This is a genomic window from Streptomyces sp. NBC_00654 (assembly GCF_026341775.1).
Lineage (GTDB): Bacteria > Actinomycetota > Actinomycetes > Streptomycetales > Streptomycetaceae > Streptomyces.
Map to the genome: position 1 here is coordinate 954,534 of NZ_JAPEOB010000001.1, position 18,953 is coordinate 973,486.

The following is an 18,953-nucleotide window of genomic DNA, read 5'->3' on the forward strand; positions in this document are numbered from 1 at the left end:
CGGGCACGGGGGACGACCGCCGAGTACGACGGGTACCGCGCCGAGGCGGCGGCACTGCCCGGCGTACGAGGTGCCCGCCGGAAGCTGAGGGCCGGGCCTACTGGCGCTTGACCTTGTGGCCGCGGGCGATGGCGAAGCGCTCCCGCCAGGTGGCGTCTTCCGGATACTCCGGGGTATCGGGGTGCTCCGGATATGCCGAGGCGCTCGCCTGCCAGGCCTCCCAGGCCGCCGCCTGTCGGCAGTCCGCGCACTCGGTCTCGTCGCCCGCAGGCCGGAACACGTGCTCCTCGCCCGGCCCCGCGCACGTCATCAACTCCCGTACGGGCGGGGCCGCGGGGTGCCGGGGTGTGACCGCCGGGCCGGACCCCCACCCGGCGGCACCACCACTTCCCGCGGTCTCCCGGCCGCCCGGGGCCTCGGGGAGTTTCTGGGCCAGGCGGTACCGCAGGAACCCCACGGCCGAACGCACCCCGCCCTCCGGCCGCTCGGCCAGCATCGCGTGCCGCAGGTCGCCCGTGCTCAGCCCGCGCTCCAGCCACTTGACGGCCTCCACGGCCAGCGACCGGGCCTCGCGCACGCCGAGGTGCAGCTCGCGGCGGGAGTGGCGCAGGGACAGCAGGACCCCTTCGGCGCGCTGGAGTTGGTGGGCGCGGAACATGTCACCGGTCCCGCCGGGGGCGGCGGGGGGTTCCGCGGCGGGCGCTTCGGAGGGTGGGTGGGGAGTGGTCATATCTCTGTCGTCTTCTACCGGTTGATAGCCACCAGCCTGCCGAGGGGTCGGCCGACCGACCGTCGGAGACTGCTCACTCGGTGGCGAGGACGTGGAGGGCCCCTCTCTCAGGGCGGCTGCCTCGGCGCTCGTCAGGGGGATGTTCGTGAACAGCTGCTCGGTGGTCCAGCGGCCGCCCTCGACCTGGCTCCTCCACTCGTGCACGAAGCCGTTCTCGATCAGCTGCCTCTTCGCCCGCTGGTACGAACGGCCCGTCATGTCCAGCCGGTTGGCCAGCTCGCTCAAAGGGCGGTTCCTGGCGGACTCGGGCAGGCCCTGGACGTACAGGAGAAGGATCTTCGCATCGCTGCTCATCCGCCGCGTACGCACGACGTTGTTCGATGCCTTCGTATAGCCCGAAGAGGGCGCGATAACATGACGCAGCATTTCCGGTTGCCTCGCAGTGGCACTGGTGGTGTAGGCCCTCGCGTGGTGTTGTCGCACCGCCGGGGGCCGCCCCATGCTAAGAGCGCACGGAGCGTGATGACGCCGTTACCGTACCGCATGATTTTCGACGCTTTCCCCATATCCATCCTTTCGAAGTACACCCCTGTACCGGTGTGTACGCCCCTGTGCCTCCGTGGGGCGCCGGACGGGCGGTGGGATACGGTTGCTTCGCAACACAGCGTGGAAGGGACCCCATTGACGCGCGTTGCAATCGCCGGTGGCGGCATCAGCGGCCTGGCTTCGGCACTGTTCCTGGGACGCAGAGGTCACGCGGTGACCGTGTTCGAGCGGGACGGCCACCGGCCGGGTGACGACCTCGACCGGGACTTCTTCGCCTGGCACCGTCCCGGCGTTCCCCAGGCGGTCCAGCCGCACGGCCTCCTCGCCCCCGTGCGCGATGTGCTCCGCTCCGAGACGCCGGATGTGTACGAGGCCATGCTGCGCAGGGGAGCCGGTGAGCGGGACGAGTTGGCGTGGTTCCCCGAGAGACCCCCCGTACGCCCCGGTGACGGGGACCTCGTGACGGTCCTGGCCCGGCGCATCGTGCTGGAAGCGGCGCTGCACGAGGCGGTGGAGCGCGAACCGGGCATCGAGCTGCGGCGCGGGGACCCCGTGGCCGGACTGGTCGTCGAGCGGCCGGGTGACATCCCGAGGGTGACGGGAGTGCGGTCGGCCTCCGGTGCGTACGACGCCGATCTCGTGCTCGACGCGAGCGGCCGGCGCTCGAAGGTGAACGGGTGGCTCGCCGAGGGCGGTTGCCGGGACGCCGTGGTGGAGAACCAGCGGATCGGCATCGCGTACTTCTGCCGCTGGTACCGGCTGCGCGCCGACGCGCCGAGGAATCCCGGGCGGATCATGAACGGTTCGGCCTCGTCCTTCGCCGTCGGCGGGGTCTTCCCCTCGGACAACGGCACCTTCGCGGTGTCACTGACGGTGTCCACGGCGGATCCGACGCGGGCGGTCCTGAAGGACCCGGACGCGTTCGAAAGGGTCGCGAGGACGTTTCCCGCCGTCGCCGCGTGGCTGGCACTGGAGCACGAGGCGCTGTCGGACGTCCTCGCGATGGGCGGCCTCGACAACCGCTGGACATCGCTCGTGGACGGGACGGGGCCGGTGGTCGCCGGGCTCGTCGGCGTCGGGGACTCGGTCATGCACACCAACCCCACGTTCGGCCAGGGGGTGGCGCTGGGCCTGCGGGCAGGACAGTGGATCGCCCGCCACGCCGATGACGCGGCGCGGGACCCGGTGTCGTTCACCGAGGAGTATCACCGGTGGACCGTACGGGAGTTGCGCCCGTGGTTCGATACCCAGGCCGCGTCCGACCTGGCCAGTGAGGCCCAGCTCGGCAGCCCCGCATCCCGCGACCCGGAGCCCCCCACCGGCGCCGCCCGCGAGCGGGCCGCCCGCGCCGCCTGCGCGCTGGAGGACCCCGTGGTCATGCGGGCGCGGGCCCAGGTCCGCCATCTCGTGCTGACGGAGGAGCAGGCCTACGGGACCGAGGAGGTACGGGCGCACGTGGCCCGCTGGCTGGAGCGGCACCCGGACTTCGTACCCGGCTTCGACGGACCGGAGCGCGAGGAGTGGGAGTCGGCCGCGGGGCTCTCCGCCACGAAGGCGGCACGGTCCGCGTAGCTCCGTACGAGCGGGGCGGCCCCGGTCGAGGGCGACCTCGTTCGCGGGCGGCCCCGCTCGAAGCGCCGCCCGCTCGAAGCGCCGCCCGCTCGCAGCGCGGCCTGCTCCCTACTCCGAGTCCAGCACCGCCTTGATCCTGGTGACGGTGTCGCGCAGATGGGGAATCCCGTCCATCTGGACGGCCATGATGCCGCTGGACGTCTTCGTGCCGTCCTTCGTCTTCACCCGGCCTTGCACTCGGTCGCGCCCTTGCGAAGCGCCTTCAGGGCGGCTTCCCAGGGGACCTGGGCGGTCCTGTCCGGTATCGCGTCCAGATCCTCGGCGGCGGGCAGATGCTTCAGGAGGTCCTCACAGGCAGGCCCCATCTGGTCGAAGGTCCCCATGCTCACCTCGTTGACCCGCGCGGCGTCCTCCCGCATCTGCTCGATCTGTTTGTCACCTGGGAAACGATCTCCTTGACGCACAACGTGACGTCGCGGCCCGAGTCCCGAAGCCGCACCCACCGGCCCGCCCGCACCGGCACCGTGTCGTAGACGTAACGGCGCATGAGCCGTTCACCCATGTGCTTGCCACCGGCCTCCACGATTCGTTCGGCCATGGCGACTGGATCGATCTCCAGAGCCTTCGCTTCGTACTCGATGGTCGGCATCCTTGTCTCTCCTTCTCGGTGTCCGGGCTCTGTGTTCCGCGTCCGGAGCCGAGCGCAGGGCTGTCGCCGTGCATCAACCATCGGGCGCGGGCTGCCGTGGCGCGGATTCGTGCGCCGCGCCACGTGAAGCCGGAGGCTGCATAGGATCCAGCTCATGGGCTTCTACGATTCTCGCTGCGCCGTCACCGGTATCAGCCTGCGCGGGACGGATGCCGTGGCCGTCGGGCTGATGGCGAACGAGGGCGGGTACCGGCCGGTCACTCTCGGCATCACCGGCAACTACAACCGGCTCGGCTCCATCGACGGCATCGAGCGGGACCGCAACAGCGACTCGGTGTTCGAGTACTTCTGCCGTCGTGCCTGGAGCGGTGACTTCGTGATGGCCAAGCAGTACGCGGACGCGTACGGCGATCCGCCGCACGACATCGACTCCCTGCTGAGCTATTTCGAGCGGAACGTCAGCGACTCGTCCGAGGAGCGGCCGGCGGCGACCCTGTACGGCCGCCGTGTCTTCTCCGTGCTCATCGCACGGCCGGTGTGGAACGCGCTGGCCGCAGGTGAGTTCGCGCCGGGCGGGGATGCGCCCGAGGTCTGGTTCACGGAGGTCTTCGGCGACGCGCGGGAGCCCGGGGAGCTGTACCGGGGCTGCCTCGCGGAGGTGGCCCGCGACATCCGTGCCCTGGCGGCGGTGAACGGCTTCCTCGGCGCCCGGGGAACGGGCTGGTCGCTCCCCGATGAGGACGAGATCGGCGGTCAGCACTACGCACCCGAGATGCGGGAGTACCTGAGCGAGGCCCGCACGGGCTTCCAGGACGTGCCCTCGGTGCTCCGGGCTCTCGATGTGTACGCCGAGGCGGCCGGCGAGCTGCTCGAAGACGACTGAGGCCTGTGGGAACCGGGGAGAACCCGGTGATCCGCGCCTACCCCTGTGACGGCAGCCCGAGCCTCTCCCGCTCGGCGTAGTAGAGCCGCCTGTGCATGTCTTCCGGGGCAGGGTCGGCGGACAGTTCGGCGAGCTCCTCACCGGAACCGGCGGCAATGGATATGTGCAGGGGTGCGAGCCCCGCGGCCACCTCCACGAACAGTTCGTCATCGTCGAAGGCGATGTCGTACAAGCATGCTTCGGAGAAGGTGCGCCCGCCCAGTTCCCAGTACGTCAACTCCGTGTCGACCTTGATGACCGGAGGCGGCTGCTGGTCCTCCCGCTGCCGCGGGTGCAGCCAGTACCCGTAGAAGTTGCCGTCCTCGTCCTGGGCCACGGCCTTCAGATACATGGCCATCTGCTCGGATGCCGCGCAGTTGGCCATGATGTCCGGATCGGCGCGCTCCTTCTCGCTGAGATAGCTGGTGTCGGTCAGCGGGTGCTGGGCGCTGGGCTCCAAGATCGTGATGCCGAACCGCTCGAAAGGGTGCCCGCGTCCCTCCCACTGCGCTGTCGCCAGGAGCCGTACGTCCTCCGGCACGGGACGTCCGCCCAGCCGCTCCTGCGAGAACTCCTTCAACCGCTCGTCATGCACAGATGAATCCTCTCGCTGCCCAGTGCCACCTCAAGGTTAGGAGGTGCCTCTGACACCTGGTGATCCGCTGGGCGCGAAGTGGCCACGACGGTGAGGTGGCGGAACCGCTGGGGAGCACGTTCGCCCTGGCCACCGGTGGTGGCACCGTCGATACCGTCGATATCCGTACCGGAAAGCGCGCCGGAACGAGTGGAGTTGGGCGCCTTTGGTGCGGGTACGGCGCGTCGGCTGAGGGGCGCGCTCCGGTTCTGATCCCGCGCGCCCGAAAGCGGGCGCAAGCGCCCTCCCGTAGGGCCGTATGTCGGATACCGTCCGAATGTCTGCCAACACAGCGAGGTACGGCGGTCTCCGGGTCGGTCCACGCCTTCGGTCCGTGAGCCTGCCCCGCCGTCATCGCTCTCGGGAGGGAGGGGTTCACCCATGACGCTGGCGAGCGAGGGCGAGGCGCCGGGGCCGGTCCGTTTCTATCTGGCCTGCGACTGGCCGCACTGTGACACCCACACCATGTTCGACCTGGTGGTGGCCGAGCCGGCTCCGCCCATCGAGGAGGACTTCCTGGGCCACCTCATGCATACGGCTCAGGCGTCCGTGGGGCGGGTGAGGGAGTTGGGCTGGACGTATCACGAGGGGATCGGGCACTGGTGCTCGCGCTGCTCGGACCCGGTGGACCGGGCGAGATGGAAGAAGCCGGACTGACCCGGGGCCACTGGCCGACTCGGTGGATTCCTGGGCCGGCCGCCCGTTGGACTCCTGGGCCGATCCGGTGGACTCCTGGGCCGGCCCGGTGGGTGGGCCGGGCTGACCCGGTGGTCTCCTGGGCTCGCTCGGTGGGCACCACCCGGGCCTCTTCCGGTGCCCAGGCCGCCTGGCCGGCGACTCCGCTCGGCCCGCGTGTACGGGGTCGCTGTTCCGTGGCGATCACGGCCCGGTGATCCGGCCGCCCGGTCGGGATCAACGCCGGTTCCGGCGAGCGGAATTGGCCAAGACATGACACCGACTCGGTCTGTAGTCTGAGCGGCTCCACGATCTTTGCGAGCCAGCAGGAGGACCCAGCGTGTCCGACCCCGGCGGTCAGCACCGCCCGACCCCGCCCAGGCCCTCTGACCTGCCGCCCTCTGACCCGCCGCCCTCTGACCCGCCGTCTTCTGATCCGTCGACCGTGACGCCGCCGCGGCCGCCTCATTCGCCGACTCCGCCCCCGTCGTCGACTCCGTCCCCGACCCCCACCCCGCCTTCTGACCCGCCGCCCCCACCGCTGCCTCCCGACCCGCCGACCCCGCAGGGTGGGGGTCACCGAGTGCCGATCATCGCCGCCGTGATCACTGCGGTGGCGACGATCGCCGCCGCAGTGATCGCCGCTGTCGCGGTATCCGGTGGGGATTCCGGCCCGGAAGTGCCGTCGTCGGCCGTATCGCCGGAGACGTCCACGACGGCCTCGGTCACGCCCGATGGGTCGAAGGCGCCCGCGACCGCGTCGGACCCGCCGGTCGCCAAACTGCCGAGCGGGGCGGCGAACACGCCCACGCAGGACGCCCCTCCGCGCGTGATCGCCTCTCCCGACATGGCCGCCGAAGGGGCCGTCGTGACGATCAAGGTCAGTGGCTTCGCCCCGGGCGAGCAGGTCCGTATCAGCTTCCGGGACACCAGCCCGCAGATGGAGGTGGACCTGCGCAATGTGACCGCCGGGCCCGACGGGGGCTTCGTCGCGGAGGTGAAGGTTCCCAGGGACAGGGGCGACGGTTTCGAGGAGTCCAAGTTCCGTGCCTGGAGCGTGGATGACGTGGACGCCAACAACACGGCCGACACCCCGTTCACGTACATCGACTGAGCGATGGCCCGCGCCTCCGCTCCCCGGGGAGTGACACTCCGGCCTCCCGGCCGCGACTGGTAGCTTCACCCACGCACGGTCGGCCATCGCCGGTACCAGGCCCGCCGGAACGGCCGGCCGCCCTTGCCGGTCCACCGGGCGCTGGACCGAAGGACGGAACGGGAGTCTGTCGTGACCACCGCACTGATCATTGGCGACATCCAGCAGGGCATCACGAGTGGCTACCCGTTCACCAGGAGTGTCGTGCCGCCGCTCACCGAACTGCTGCCGCGTGCCCGCGCGGCCGGCGCCCTCGTGGTGTTCGTGCGCTTCGCCCTTCGGCCCAACGGGGCCGACCTGCCCCCGGGCAACGCCCAGCTCCGGTCGTTCCATGAAGCCGGGGACGCCTTCCACGAGGGGGCGACCGGAACCGGGATCGCTCTGCCGGTCGCCGACGAGGACGTCGTCGTGCTGAAGCGCCGTGCCAGCGCGTTCGCCGGCACGGATCTCGACCTCGTCCTCCGCGCGAGCGGCGTCACCGGTCTCGTGATCGCCGGAGTCGCGACCAGCGCGATGGTGGCCGCGACGTGCTACGACGCGGCGGACCGCGACTACCGGGTGACCGTACTGCGGGACGGTTGTGCCGACGGTGACGCCGCCATGCACGATTTCTTCATGGACACCGTCTTCCCCAGCCGGGGATTTGAGGTCATGCCCTGCGCCCGCTGGAATGGCGGACAGGGCTGACCGTGATCACGGTCAGCCACTGACGACGGGGCCACGGTGGCGGTGGCGGCGGTCCGATGTCTTCCGGTCAGGACGACCGTCCGCCGAACTGCCAGTTGTGCACCTCGATGTCGGCGTACCGGTCCGGGGTCAGGACGGCGCGTGCCGTTTCCGGGTCCGGCGCCCGGACCAGCACCGCCGTGCCCAGCCAGGTGGCGCCGTCGTCCGACAGCAGCGGCCCGTAGGCGATCAGCCCCTCCCGGTCGAGCGGCACCGCGAGGTCGGCGGCCTCTCCCGTACCGAGGCCGAGCACCAGGTACCGGTTGCCGTCGTCCGGGCCGCCGGGGAAGTCCCACATGGTGCGCCCCAGGGTGTTGCGCCACCGCCGCAGCAGTACGTCCCGGTAGGCGCCGGCCTGGTAGTTGGGCTCGTCGAAGGCGAACGCGCGGGCGGCGGCGGCATCGGGCAGGTCGACGATGTGCACGCTTCCGGTGGGCGTGTCGCCGTCGTCGGCGAGGGTCGGCCCCCGGGCGATCATCTCCTTCGCGTACCCGTCCATATAGGACCAGTGCTCTTCCAGCAGCTCTTCCCGCAGGGGGAGGGATCCGGGCCGGTCGCGGTGGTAGCAGAGGAACTCCATGCCCAAAGCATCTCTCAGCGGGTGACCGGGTCGAGCGGGTTTGCCGCGATGGCCGCTCGGCAGTTCCTGCGATGGCGCGCGGCAGGCTCATGGGGAAGCGTTCGGCCGTCTCCCGCGGAAGCGCGCGGCAGCCTCATGGGGAAGCGCGCGAGAGGCAGTAACCCTGGCTGCCGATATACTTCGTAGCTCGATATATGCTCGACGTATGACGCGACAGAGCCCGTCCTTGACGGAACCGCAGTACTTCATCCTTGCCGCGCTCATGGACGGCCCGCTGCACGGCTACGGCATCATCAAGGCCGCCGAGCGGGCCACCGATGGGCGGCTCCGCATCGCTGTCGGCACCCTCTACGGCGCGCTGGAGCGGTTGGAGCGGGCCGGGCTGGTGGCGGCCGGTGACGAGGAGATCGTGGACGGGCGGGCGCGGCGCTACTACCGGCTCACGGAGGGCGGTACCGAGGCGCTCGACCGGGAGGCGCTGCGGATGCGGTCGGCGGCGGCTGTCGTCCTCGGGCGCGCGCGGGATGCCGGGGCGGCCCCGGCGTGAACCGTCTGTTGCTCGCGGCCTACCCCGAGCCCTACCGCTCCCGGCAGGGAAAGGAGTTGCTGGCCTGCCTGTCCGAGGCGTACCCCGGCCGTTCCTGGCCCCCGCCGCGCGAGGTCGTCGCCGTGGTGCGGGCCGGGGTGCGGGCCCGCGCCCGTGCCGTCGTCGACGACACGGGCCGGCCGTGGTGGCTGGACGGCATCCACCTGGCCGCTCTCGTCCTCGCCGCGCTGGCGCTGGTGCCGTATCTGCAGGACGTGTGGCACTGGGCGCTGCACACCGATCCCGGCCGTCATGCCATCGCCTTCGACTTCTCCGGCTGGTACCCGTGGGCAGAAGGTCCCGGTACGCGGACACGGCTCCTGCCCTACGGGCTGCTTCCGCTGGTCTGTCTGATCGCCCTGCTGCGGGGCCGGCCGTGGATCGCCCTGCCGGCCGCAGCGGCGATGATCTACGCCGGTGCCACGTTCGACAGCGGTACGTTCTTCGGCGACGAGGGCAAGGCGGGCCTGGGCTACTACGGGCTGGGCGCCCCGATAACGGCCCGCGACCTGGTGCTGTCCGGGACACTGTGCGCCGCGTGCGCCGTCTTGGCGGCTTGCCGTCCCGGCCCGCTGCGGCGTCACTCGTACCGCTGGCTGGTTCCTGTCGTGCTCGCCATGGTCGTGGCCGGGTCCCTGCACATCATCTCGATCAGTCCGGCCTTCCAGCGCGGCCTGTTCGCCCTCGAAGTCGCCGCGCTGATCGCCGCGTGGGTGGCGACGGCCGCCACCGGTGATTACCGGTGGCTGATCCCCGTCGCGGCGTTCGCGTTCATCCGCACACAGACGATCGTCGTCCAGCCGAACGGGTTCATGCGGTCCCTGCCGGACCTGGTCGTGCTCCTTCTCCTCATCGCACCCCTCCCGGCCCTGGCCATCGCAGCCCAGCGCCGGCAGAGCCGGGCGCTCCTCGGCTGAGGGCCCGGATTCCCGGTGGGCCGCCGAGCGGACCGCCCGCCCACCCCGCGCCCGAAGCGGCGCGTGACCGCAACCGCCTCCCACGACAGAGAAAACAATGACTCAGCACGATCCCCCGACCCTGCTCACGCACCAGGACCCCGACCGGCTCCCTGGCACCACGACCGGACCCGGCCCCGCGCGGACGGTACGGCTTCGGCCACGGCTGCGGCTCGCGGCTCCGCTGTGCCTCGTGGGGTTCCTGGCGGTCTATCTGATCGCTGTCCGCACCCCGTTCGGGCAACGGGCGGAGAACGCCCTGTTCGGCGAGAACGGTGCCAACCCGGCGTGGATCTACGACTGGTCGGGGGCGGCCTACGGGTCGTCGGCCCTGCCGCCCCTGGAGCACACCGCGATGCCCACCCTGCTCGTGGGCCTGGCGGTCATCGCGGCCATCGCGCTGGTACGGAGGCGCTGGTGGCAGGGCTGCGTGGCGATCGGGATCGTCGTGGCCACGATCGGCGGGAAGGAACTCACCAGGACGATCCTGCCCCGCCCCGATCTCGTGGACGCGCACGTCTCGCTCATCGAGGCGAGCTTCCCCAGCGGGCACGTGGCCGTCCCCGCAGGGCTGGTTCTCGGCGCCGTCGCCATCGCGTCCCCCCGCACCCGCCCCTACGTCACGGCGGCCGGCATGCTGTGGCTCGCCGTCACCGCAGGCGCCGTCCAGGCCACCTACCACCACCGGCCCAGCGACGTACTGGGCTCCACGCTGCTGGCCTGCGCCTGCTACGGCCTCGCGGCCAGGTTCCTGCCGCCCGCCGCCGCACCCGGCACGCGGCACCCCCGTGCGCTGCCGGCGTTCGCCCTGGCGCTGTCGGCGGCCGGTGCGCTCGTCGCCGGCGCGCGGGACGACTCCGTCACGCAATCGCTGGTCTTCGCGGCGGCGGCCTTCCTGTGCGCGGTCCTGTTCTGGTTCACCGTGAAGCAGGGGCAGGGGCAGGGGCAGGGGCAGGGACAGGGACAGGGGCAGGGGCGCGCCGGGCGCCGCGCACGCTCCCCGCTGGGCTGACCGCCCGGCCCGCTCCAGAGCGTGGGGCCCGCGTCCGCCGCCCGGCCGGTGCGGCGCCCGGCGGCGCGATCCCCGTCGGCACGACCCTTGTCTGATGAACCGTCAGGTACGACGATGGCCCCGCCGGTTCGTATGTGACGCTACGTCAGATGGACTTCGGCGGGGCGCCGTGGACCCCGGTGGAGAGGCGGTGCGAACCCGGCGGACCTCAAGGAAAGGAGGCCGTTCGGTGCCGATACAGCCCACCGGGCCGCTGTCGTACGGGATGCAGCTCCCGATCCAGTCGCAGAGCACCATCTACGCGGAGTCCTGGGAGGCCTCGGCGACCCCCGCCGATCTCGCCCGGATCGCCCGCACCGCCGACCGCAGCGGTTTCGCCTACCTCGCGAGCTGTGACCACGTCGCCATCCCGCGACGGCTCGCCGAGGCCATGAGCACCGTCTGGTACGACCCCGTCGCCACCCTTTCCTTCCTCGCCGGGGTCACCGAACGTGTGCTGCTGATGAGCCATGTCGCCGTCGTCGGGCTGCGCCATCCGCTCGTCACCGCCAAGCAGTACGCCACGCTCGACCACCTCAGTGGCGGCCGGCTGATCCTCGGGGTCGGCGCCGGCCATGTGCAGGAGGAGTTCGACGTCCTCGGCGCGGACTTCACCGGGCGCGGGGGCGTGCTCGACGAGACCATCGACGCGCTGCGGGCGGCGCTCGGGCCGGAGGAGTACCCGGAGTTCGCGGGGGAGCGGTTCTCCTTCGCCGGGCTGGGGCAGCTGCCGCGTCCGGCCCAGGAGCGCGTGCCCGTCTGGGTGGGCGGATCCTCGCCCGCCGCGATGCGCCGGGCCGCCGTGCGGGGTGACGGGTGGCTGCCGCAGGGAGGCTCGCGGGAGGTGCTGCCCACGCAGATCGCCCGGGTCCACGCCCTGCGGGCCGAGGCCGGGGTCGCGGAGCCGCTCGTCGTCGGGGCGATCACCGAGCCGCTGTACGTCGGTGAGCCCGGGTGGTCCGTGGGGCGGCGGACCCTGAGCGGGAAGCCGGAGGCCCTCGCCGAGTCGCTCCGGGTGTACGCGGACATGGGCGTGCACCAGATCCAGGTGCGGTTCCGGAGCCGCTCGGCAAGTGAACTCCTCGACCAGATGGCGGCGTTCGGCGCCGATGTCGCACCGCTACTCGACACCTAGGGAGACCGGTCATGGGCAAGCTGGACGGGCGCGTCGTCATCGTCACGGGTGCGGCGCGTGGGCAGGGTGAGCAGGAGGCGCGGCTCTTCGCGGCCGAGGGCGCGCGGGTGGTGATCGCCGATGTGCTGGACGAGCAGGGCGAGGCGCTGGCGAAGGAGCTGGGCGAGGGCGCGGCCCGGTTCGTGCATGTGGACGTGAGCCGCGAGGAGGACTGGCAGGCCGCCGTCACCGCGGCGAAGGAGGCCTTCGGGAAGATCGACGGGCTGGTCAACAACGCGGGCATCCTGCGCTTCAACGAACTGGTGTCCACGCCGCTGGAGGAGTTCCAGCAGGTGGTCCAGGTCAATCAGGTCGGCGCCTTCCTGGGGATCAGGACCGTCGCGCCGGAGATCGGGGCGGCGGGCGGCGGCACCATCGTCAACACCGCCTCGTACACCGGGCTCACCGGCATGGCGTTCGTGGGCGCCTACGCGGCCACCAAGCACGCGGTGCTGGGGCTGACGAAGGTGGCGGCACTGGAACTGGCGTCGAAGGGGATACGGGTCAACGCCGTCTGCCCGGGGGCCGTGGACACCCCGATGACCAATCCGGCGGCGCTGGACCCGTCCGCCGACCCGGAGGAGTCGAAGGCGGCCGTCGCCGAGCTGTACAAGAAGCTCGTGCCGCTCGGGCGGATCGGGCGGCCGGAGGAGGTGGCGGCGCTCGCCCTGTTCCTGACCTCGGACGACTCCTCGTACATCACCGGTCAGCCGTTCGTCATCGACGGCGGCTGGCTGGCCGGCGTCAGCCTCTTCTGACAGGGCTCCTGACAGGGCTCCCGATAAGGCTCCTGGCAAGGCTTCCGGCAAGACTTCCGGCAAAGATTCTGACGAAGCGTCAGGTATTGACGGGTCGGAGCGTCGGTGGAACAGTCGGTCGCATCACAATCTGACGGTGCGTCAGAAATACTTGAGGACGGTGAACCTCCGTGGAATTCGGGCTCTTTGTTCAGGGGTACGTGCCCGCCGCGCGTGCCAAGGTCGACCCCGAGGCAGAGCACAAGGCACTGATCGAGGAGACCGAGTACGTCATCCAGGCGGACAAGTCCGGCTTCAAGTACGCCTGGGCCTCCGAGCACCACTTCCTGGAGGAGTACTCGCACCTCTCCGCCAACGACGTCTACCTCGGCTACCTCGCGCACGCCACCGACCGGATCCACCTGGGGTCCGGCATCTTCAACCCGCTCGCGCCGGTCAACCACCCGGTGAAGGTGGCCGAGAAGGTCGCCATGCTCGACCACCTCTCCGAGGGCCGCTTCGAGTTCGGGTCCGGGCGCGGGGCCGGGAGCCACGAGATCCTCGGGTTCATGCCGGGCATCACCGACATGAACCACACCAAGGAACTCTGGGAAGAGACCATCGCCGAGTTCCCCAAGATGTGGCTCCAGGACGAGTACGCCGGCTTCCAGGGCAAGCACTGGTCGCTGCCGCCCCGCAAGATCCTGCCCAAGCCGTACGGGAAGTCGCACCCGGCCATGTGGTACGCGGCCGGGTCGCCGTCCTCGTACGCGATGGCGGGCAAGAAGGGGCTCGGCGTGCTGGGCTTCAGCGTGCAGAAGGTCTCCGACATGGAATGGGTCGTCGAGTCCTACAAGAACGCGGTCAAGGACGCCGAGCCGATCGGCGGCTTCGTCAACGACAACGTGATGGTCACCTCGACCGCGATCTGTGCCGAGACGCACGCCAAGGCGGTCGAGATCGCGGTGGGCGGCGGGCTGAACTACCTCCAGTCGCTGCTGTTCCGCTACCACGACACGTTCCCGCGGCCCGAGGGGATTCCCGAGTGGCCCGAGCTGCTTCCCGAGTACAGCGAGGAGATCATCGAGCTGCTGATCGCGGAGGAGCTGATGATCTGCGGCGACCCGGACGAGGTGCTGCGGCAGTGCAAGCGGTGGGAGCAGGCGGGTGCGGACCAGCTGAGCTTCGGGATGCCGATCGGGATCAGTCCCGAGGACACGAAGAACTCGATCAAGCTCATCGGTGAGCACGTGATCCCGAAGATCGACACGGACCCGGTGCACCGGACCACGCGGTTCCGGAACGCGGCGGCCTGACCCCGGGGGCTCCGCCCCGGCCAGGACCGGGCGGCGTCTTCCCGGACCGTCGCCCGTGGGCCGGGGTGCGTACCGCGGCCGAAAGCGTACGCACCCCGGCCGCAGTACGGCCGCATTCCCGCCGCACCCCGACGACGTACCTCCGTCGTCCCCGGCCGCACCCCGACGATGTACCTCCGTCGTCCCCGGGCCGCACCCGGGCCGCGCCCCGGCCCGACCGGCACCTGCCACCCACCGGCCACCGCGCCACCGACCGGCACCACCGCAGCCACCGGCACCATCACCACCGACCGACCACCACCACCACCAGCGAGAGCCGCACCCAGAAGGGACCCCGTCATGCTCGACCACCTCATCCGCGGAGCGACCGTCGTGGACGGCACCGGCGGACCCGCCTACCGCGCCGACCTCGGCATCCGCGACGGCCGCATCGCCGTCATCGCCGAACCCGGCACCCTCACCGAGGAGGCCGTGACCAGCGAGGACGCCACCGGCCTCGTCCTGGCACCCGGCTTCGTCGACCCGCACACCCACTACGACGCCCAGCTCTTCTGGGACCCCTACGCCACGCCCTCCATGAACCACGGCGTCACCACCGTCGCCGGGGGCAACTGCGGCTTCACCCTCGCGCCGCTGCACCCCGAGCGCCCCGAGGACGCCGACTACACGCGCCGGATGATGTCGCGGGTGGAGGGCATGGCCCTCAAGGCGCTGGAGGAAGGTGTCGACTGGTCCTGGTCCAGCTTCCGCGAGTACCTGGACGCGCTCGAAGGACGCATCGCGGTCAACGCCGGGTTCATGGTCGGGCACTGCGCCCTGCGCCGCCATGTCATGGGTCCCGACGCCGTCGGCGGACAGCCCACCGGCGAGCAGATGACCGCCATGCTCGCGCTCTTCCACGACGCCATGGACGCCGGGGCCTGGGGGCTGTCCACCACACAGTCCTCCACCCACGCCGACGGGGACGGTCAGCCGGTCGCCTCGCGGCACGCGCTGCCCGAGGAGCTGCTCGCGCTCTCCCGTGCGGTCGGCGAACACGAGGGCACGCAGCTCGAAGCGATCGTCGCGGGCTGCCTCGACCAGTTCTCCGACGAGGAGATCGACCTCTTCGTGGACATGAGTGCCGCCGCCGGACGGCCCCTCAACTGGAACGTGCTCACCATCGACGCCGCCGTGCCCGAACGCGTACCGCGTCAGCTGATCCCCAGCGAACGCGCCCGCCGCGCGGGCGGCCGGATCGTCGCGCTCACCATGCCGATCCTCACCCCGATGAACATGTCGCTCGGCACCTTCTGCGCCCTCAACCTCATCCCCGGCTGGGGCGACATCCTCGCCCTCCCCGTCCCCGAACGCATCGAGCGGCTCCGTGACGCGGACACCAGGGCCGAGATGCTGCGCCGCGCCGACAGCAAGGAGGCCGGGGTCTTCCGCCGGCTCGCGAACTTCGGCCGGTACGTCATCGGGGACACCTACAGCGCCGCCAACGAAGGCCTCAGCGGCCGGGTGGTGAACGACATCGCCGCCGAACGCGGCCTGGACCCCTTCCACTGCCTGGTCGAGATCTGCGCCAACGACGACCTCCGTACGGTGCTGTGGCCCATGCCCACCGACAACGACCCGGCCTCCTGGGCGCTGCGGCAGCAGACCTGGGAGCACGAGGACGTGATGCTCGGCGGCTCCGACGCGGGGGCCCACCTGGACCGGATGTGCGGAGCTCCGTACACCACCCGCTTCCTCGGCGACTGTCTGCGCGGCCGCAAGCTCGTGCCTCTCACCACCGCCGTCAGGATGCTCACCGACGACCCCGCCCGGCTCTTCGGGCTGCGGGAGCGGGGCCGTATCGAGGAGGGCTTCCACGCCGACCTCGTGCTGTTCGACCCCGAGCGCATCGACGCCGGACCCGCCACCCTCGTACACGATCTGCCGGGCGACAGCCCCCGCCTCGACTCCAAGGCGATCGGCATCGTGTCCGTACGCGTCAACGGGGTGGAGACGCTGCGCGAGGACAAGGTGACGGGGGCGGTGCCCGGTACGGTGCTCCGCTCCGGCCGCGACACCCGGACGGTGAGCACCGCATGAGCAGCGGTACGGAGAGCGGTACGGAGAAGAAGGGCACGGGCCGCACCGGGCAGCGGCTGTTCATCGGCGGGGAGTGGGCCGAGCCCGCGGACGGGTACTACGAGGTGATCAACCCCGCCACCGAGGAGGTCGTCGGCCTCGCCCCCGAGGCGAGCCGCGCGCAGGTGTACGAGGCGGCCGGGGCGGCCCGCGAGGCGTTCGCCACCTGGTCGCGCACCCGCCCCGAGGAGCGCGCCGCGATCCTCGACCGCGCCGCCGACCTCATCCAGCGCGACTTCGCCGCCCACGCGGCTCTGGCCCGGGAGGAGAGCGGCGCCACCACGGGTACGGCCCGGGGCATGCAGGTCGCCGTGGGGGCCGCGCGCTTCCGCCGGTACGCCCGGGGTGCCCTGGAACCGGTGGAGGAGGCGGTCGCCCCGCAGATCAACGAGGCCGGGCCGATGGGGCGGGCCGGGGTCTTCGGCGCGCTCGCCGTGCGCCAGCCGGTCGGCGTCGTCACCTGCATCACCTCGTACAACAATCCCTGGGCCAACCCGGCGGGCAAGGTCGCCCCCGCGCTCGCCATGGGCAACACGGTGGTCGTCAAGCCCGCCCCGCAGGACCCGCTCTCCGTCTACCGGATGGCCGAGGCCCTCGCGGAGGCCGGGATTCCGCCGGGGGTCGTCAATGTCGTCACCGGTTCCGGCCCGGAGGCGGGCGAGGCGGCCGTGGACTCGCCGGACGTGGACATGGTCAGCTTCACCGGCTCCACGGCCGTCGGGCAGCGCATCGCCGAAGTGTGCGGGCGCGGCATGAAGCGGCAGCTGATGGAGCTGGGCGGCAAGGGCGCCGCGCTCGTCCTCGACGACGCCGATCTGGACTCGGCGGTCGCGGGCATCGGGACGACGTTCTCGTTCTACAGCGGACAGATCTGTACGGCTCCGACCCGCGTCCTGGTCCAACGGGGCCTCCACGACCGGCTGATCGAGAAACTCGCCGGGTACGCGGCGCGGCTGCCGGTCGGCGACCCGGCCGACAGGGGCACGGTGGTCGGCCCGGTCATCTCCGCCGCCCACCGGGACCGCATCGAGGCGTATGTGGAGCTGGGCCGCAAGGAGGGGGCGCGGGTGGTCACGGGCGGCGAACGGCCCGACCGCACCGGGCACGGCTTCTACGTCGCCCCCACGCTCCTGGCCGGCTGCACCAACGACATGCGGGTCGTCCGCGAGGAGATCTTCGGACCGGTCGTCGTGGTCGTCCCCTTCGACGACGAGGAGGAGGGCATCGCGCTGGCCAACGACAGCGACTACGGGCTCCTCGACTACGTCTGGTCCGGGGACGTGGCGCGGGCCTTCCGGGTGGCCCGCCGGCTGCGTGCGGGCGGGGTGGGCGTGAACACGATCGGCCGGAACATGGAGGCGCCGTTCGGCGGGTTCAAGAAGAGCGGGGTGGGACGCGATGTCGGTTCGTACGCCCTGCACGCCTACAGCGAGACGCAGGCGATCGTCTGGCCGGGATGAGGTGTTCGACAGAACGGCCGGAGAAGGGACGGAGAGGCGCCGGCGAAACGCCGCAGGGTCATGCCGGACTGCGGCACCTCCTTCACCTGGACGGTGAAGGCCTTCGGCCCGCGCGTCGGCTGGATGTGCGGCTGGGGTCTGGTCATCGCGACGATCATCGTCCTGTCGAACCTGGCGGGCGTCGCCACCTCGTACTTCTGGCTGCTCGCGGGCGAGATCACCGGCAGCGGGCAGGTCGCCGCCCTGGACGACAACAAGGCCGTCCACATCCTCACCTGTCTGGTCCTCATCGCCGCCGCCACCGCCATCAGCTACCGGGGTATGACCGCCACCAAGGGGGTGCAGTACGCCCTGGTCGGACTCCAGCTCGTCGTCCTCGCCCTGTTCGTGGTGATGGCCCTGCAGAAGGCGGACAGCGGAGACTTCGCCTCGTCCGTCGACTTCTCGTGGTCCTGGCTGAACCCCTTCGCCGTCCAGTCCTTCGCGGCCTTCACCGCCGGACTCTCCCTGTCCATCTTCATGTTCTGGGGCTGGGACGCGTGCCTGACCGCCAATGAGGAGACGACCGGCAGCGAGAAGACCCCCGGGCGGGCCGCGCTCATCGCGATGGTCGTCCTGGTCGGCTCCTACCTGGCCACCGGCATCGCCGCCCAGATGGCCGTCGGCTCCGGCGGCTCCGGTCTCGGCCTCGCCAACCCGGACACCTCCGACAACGTCTTCGCCGCGCTCGCCGGTCCGGTCATGGGCCCCGGCCTCGGCGTCCTGCTCTTCGTCGCGGTGCTCGCCTCGGCCGCCGCCAGCCTCCAGACCACGTTCATCCCGGTGGCCCGTACGGTCCTCGCGATGTCCTCGTACGAGGCACTGCCCGCCTCGTACGCCCGGGTCCACCCGCGCTTCAGGACCCCGGGCCGGGCGACCGTGACGGCGGGCATCGCGACCGGCGCCTTCTACACGGTGATGACCCTGGTCAGCGAGCACGTCCTGGTCGACACCATCTACGCGCTCGGCCTCATGATCTGCTTCTACTACGCGCTGACGGCCTTCGCCTGCGCCTGGTACTTCCGGGCCGAACTGACGCGATCCGCCCGCGACCTGGTCTTCAAGGGCCTCTTCCCGGTCGCCGGCGGCATCCTGCTCAGCGCCGTCTTCTGCAAGACCCTCTATGACATGTGGGACCCGGCCTACGGCTCGGGCTCCTCGGTGTTCGGCGTCGGCTCGGTGTTCGTCATCGGGGTGGGGCTGCTGCTGCTCGGCGTGGTGCTGATGACCGTGATGGGCCGCCGCAGCCCGGCGTTCTTCCGCGGCGAGGTGCTGACGAAGGAGACGCCGGCCCTGATCGTGGCGGACTGACCGCGGAGGGGAGTGGCT

General features: G+C 71.2%; 19 protein-coding genes and 1 pseudogene. 14 read left to right on the top strand and 6 right to left on the bottom strand.

Annotation, left to right across the window (positions count from 1 at the left end; translation table 11 throughout):
- Window positions 1-97: 97 nt before the first annotated feature.
- A complete protein-coding gene (locus tag OHA98_RS04145) occupies window positions 98-1,156 on the bottom strand; it encodes a hypothetical protein (RefSeq protein ID WP_266922734.1) in 1,059 nt (352 codons plus the stop codon).
- Window positions 1,157-1,411: 255 nt separating this feature from the next.
- Between OHA98_RS04145 and OHA98_RS04150 the strand changes: the two genes are divergently transcribed.
- Complete coding sequence (locus tag OHA98_RS04150) at window positions 1,412-2,848, top strand: NAD(P)/FAD-dependent oxidoreductase (protein ID WP_266922735.1); 1,437 nt, start codon at window positions 1,412-1,414, stop codon at window positions 2,846-2,848.
- Between the two features lie 221 nt (window positions 2,849-3,069).
- Here the strand turns inward: OHA98_RS04150 and OHA98_RS04155 are convergent, their stop codons facing one another.
- Window positions 3,070-3,231, bottom strand: a complete 162-nt coding sequence (locus tag OHA98_RS04155) for a hypothetical protein (protein ID WP_266922736.1) — start codon at window positions 3,229-3,231, stop codon at window positions 3,070-3,072.
- Window positions 3,232-3,290: 59 nt separating this feature from the next.
- Window positions 3,291-3,497 (bottom strand): annotated as a pseudogene (locus OHA98_RS04160) (adenylate cyclase); the annotation flags it as partial.
- Between the two features lie 154 nt (window positions 3,498-3,651).
- On the opposite strand from OHA98_RS04160, the gene OHA98_RS04165 reads away from it, so the two are divergent.
- Window positions 3,652-4,380 (top strand): hypothetical protein, encoded by a 729-nt coding sequence (locus OHA98_RS04165; RefSeq protein ID WP_266922737.1) that lies wholly within the window; start codon window positions 3,652-3,654, stop codon window positions 4,378-4,380.
- A gap of 37 nt (window positions 4,381-4,417) precedes the next feature.
- On the opposite strand, the gene OHA98_RS04170 is transcribed toward OHA98_RS04165, so the two are convergent.
- Window positions 4,418-5,014 (bottom strand): hypothetical protein, encoded by a 597-nt coding sequence (locus OHA98_RS04170; RefSeq protein WP_266922738.1) that lies wholly within the window; start codon window positions 5,012-5,014, stop codon window positions 4,418-4,420.
- 420 nt (window positions 5,015-5,434) lie between these two features.
- Here OHA98_RS04170 and OHA98_RS04175 point away from each other — a divergent pair, with 420 nt between their 5' ends.
- On the top strand, window positions 5,435-5,710 hold the full coding sequence (locus OHA98_RS04175) for a hypothetical protein (RefSeq protein ID WP_266922739.1): 276 nt from the start codon (window positions 5,435-5,437) through the stop codon (window positions 5,708-5,710).
- Window positions 5,711-6,304: 594 nt separating this feature from the next.
- Here OHA98_RS04175 and OHA98_RS04180 read toward each other — a convergent pair.
- Window positions 6,305-6,538, bottom strand: a complete 234-nt coding sequence (locus OHA98_RS04180; protein WP_266922740.1) for a hypothetical protein — start codon at window positions 6,536-6,538, stop codon at window positions 6,305-6,307.
- A 19-nt stretch (window positions 6,539-6,557) separates the two neighbouring features.
- On the opposite strand from OHA98_RS04180, the gene OHA98_RS04185 reads away from it, so the two are divergent.
- The gene (locus tag OHA98_RS04185) at window positions 6,558-6,842 is read left to right on the top strand and encodes a hypothetical protein (RefSeq protein WP_266922741.1); all 285 of its coding nucleotides are present in this window, start codon (window positions 6,558-6,560) and stop codon (window positions 6,840-6,842) included.
- A 171-nt stretch (window positions 6,843-7,013) separates the two neighbouring features.
- On the top strand, window positions 7,014-7,568 hold the full coding sequence (locus OHA98_RS04190; RefSeq protein ID WP_266922742.1) for a cysteine hydrolase family protein: 555 nt from the start codon (window positions 7,014-7,016) through the stop codon (window positions 7,566-7,568).
- 67 nt (window positions 7,569-7,635) lie between these two features.
- Here the strand turns inward: OHA98_RS04190 and OHA98_RS04195 are convergent, their stop codons facing one another.
- A complete protein-coding gene (locus tag OHA98_RS04195; protein WP_266922743.1) occupies window positions 7,636-8,187 on the bottom strand; it encodes a YciI family protein in 552 nt (183 codons plus the stop codon).
- A 205-nt stretch (window positions 8,188-8,392) separates the two neighbouring features.
- Here OHA98_RS04195 and OHA98_RS04200 point away from each other — a divergent pair, with 205 nt between their 5' ends.
- The 9 genes from OHA98_RS04200 (at window position 8,393) to OHA98_RS04240 (ending at window position 18,935) form a co-directional block, all read left to right on the top strand.
- Window positions 8,393-8,734, top strand: a complete 342-nt coding sequence (locus OHA98_RS04200) for a PadR family transcriptional regulator (protein WP_266922744.1) — start codon at window positions 8,393-8,395, stop codon at window positions 8,732-8,734.
- Window positions 8,731-9,690: a hypothetical protein gene (locus tag OHA98_RS04205; RefSeq protein ID WP_266922745.1), complete on the top strand. Its 960-nt coding sequence runs from the start codon at window positions 8,731-8,733 to the stop codon at window positions 9,688-9,690. Before OHA98_RS04200 ends, OHA98_RS04205 begins: the two co-directional genes overlap by 4 nt.
- Window positions 9,691-9,787: 97 nt before the next feature.
- Window positions 9,788-10,741 carry a phosphatase PAP2 family protein gene (locus tag OHA98_RS04210; RefSeq protein ID WP_266922746.1) on the top strand — a complete coding sequence of 318 codons (954 nt, stop codon included), beginning with the start codon at window positions 9,788-9,790 and terminating at the stop codon, window positions 10,739-10,741.
- 229 nt (window positions 10,742-10,970) lie between these two features.
- The gene (locus OHA98_RS04215) at window positions 10,971-11,915 is read left to right on the top strand and encodes an LLM class F420-dependent oxidoreductase (RefSeq protein WP_266922747.1); all 945 of its coding nucleotides are present in this window, start codon (window positions 10,971-10,973) and stop codon (window positions 11,913-11,915) included.
- 11 nt (window positions 11,916-11,926) lie between these two features.
- Window positions 11,927-12,712 carry an SDR family NAD(P)-dependent oxidoreductase gene (locus OHA98_RS04220; RefSeq protein WP_266922748.1) on the top strand — a complete coding sequence of 262 codons (786 nt, stop codon included), beginning with the start codon at window positions 11,927-11,929 and terminating at the stop codon, window positions 12,710-12,712.
- Between the two features lie 170 nt (window positions 12,713-12,882).
- The gene (locus OHA98_RS04225) at window positions 12,883-14,007 is read left to right on the top strand and encodes an LLM class flavin-dependent oxidoreductase (protein WP_266922749.1); all 1,125 of its coding nucleotides are present in this window, start codon (window positions 12,883-12,885) and stop codon (window positions 14,005-14,007) included.
- Window positions 14,008-14,346: 339 nt separating this feature from the next.
- The gene (locus OHA98_RS04230; protein ID WP_266922750.1) at window positions 14,347-16,086 is read left to right on the top strand and encodes an amidohydrolase family protein; all 1,740 of its coding nucleotides are present in this window, start codon (window positions 14,347-14,349) and stop codon (window positions 16,084-16,086) included.
- Window positions 16,083-17,585 carry an aldehyde dehydrogenase family protein gene (locus OHA98_RS04235; RefSeq protein WP_266922751.1) on the top strand — a complete coding sequence of 501 codons (1,503 nt, stop codon included), beginning with the start codon at window positions 16,083-16,085 and terminating at the stop codon, window positions 17,583-17,585. The genes OHA98_RS04230 and OHA98_RS04235 overlap by 4 nt, the downstream gene beginning before the upstream one ends.
- A gap of 60 nt (window positions 17,586-17,645) precedes the next feature.
- A complete protein-coding gene (locus OHA98_RS04240) occupies window positions 17,646-18,935 on the top strand; it encodes an APC family permease (protein ID WP_266922752.1) in 1,290 nt (429 codons plus the stop codon).
- The last annotated feature ends 18 nt before the right edge of the window (window positions 18,936-18,953 follow it).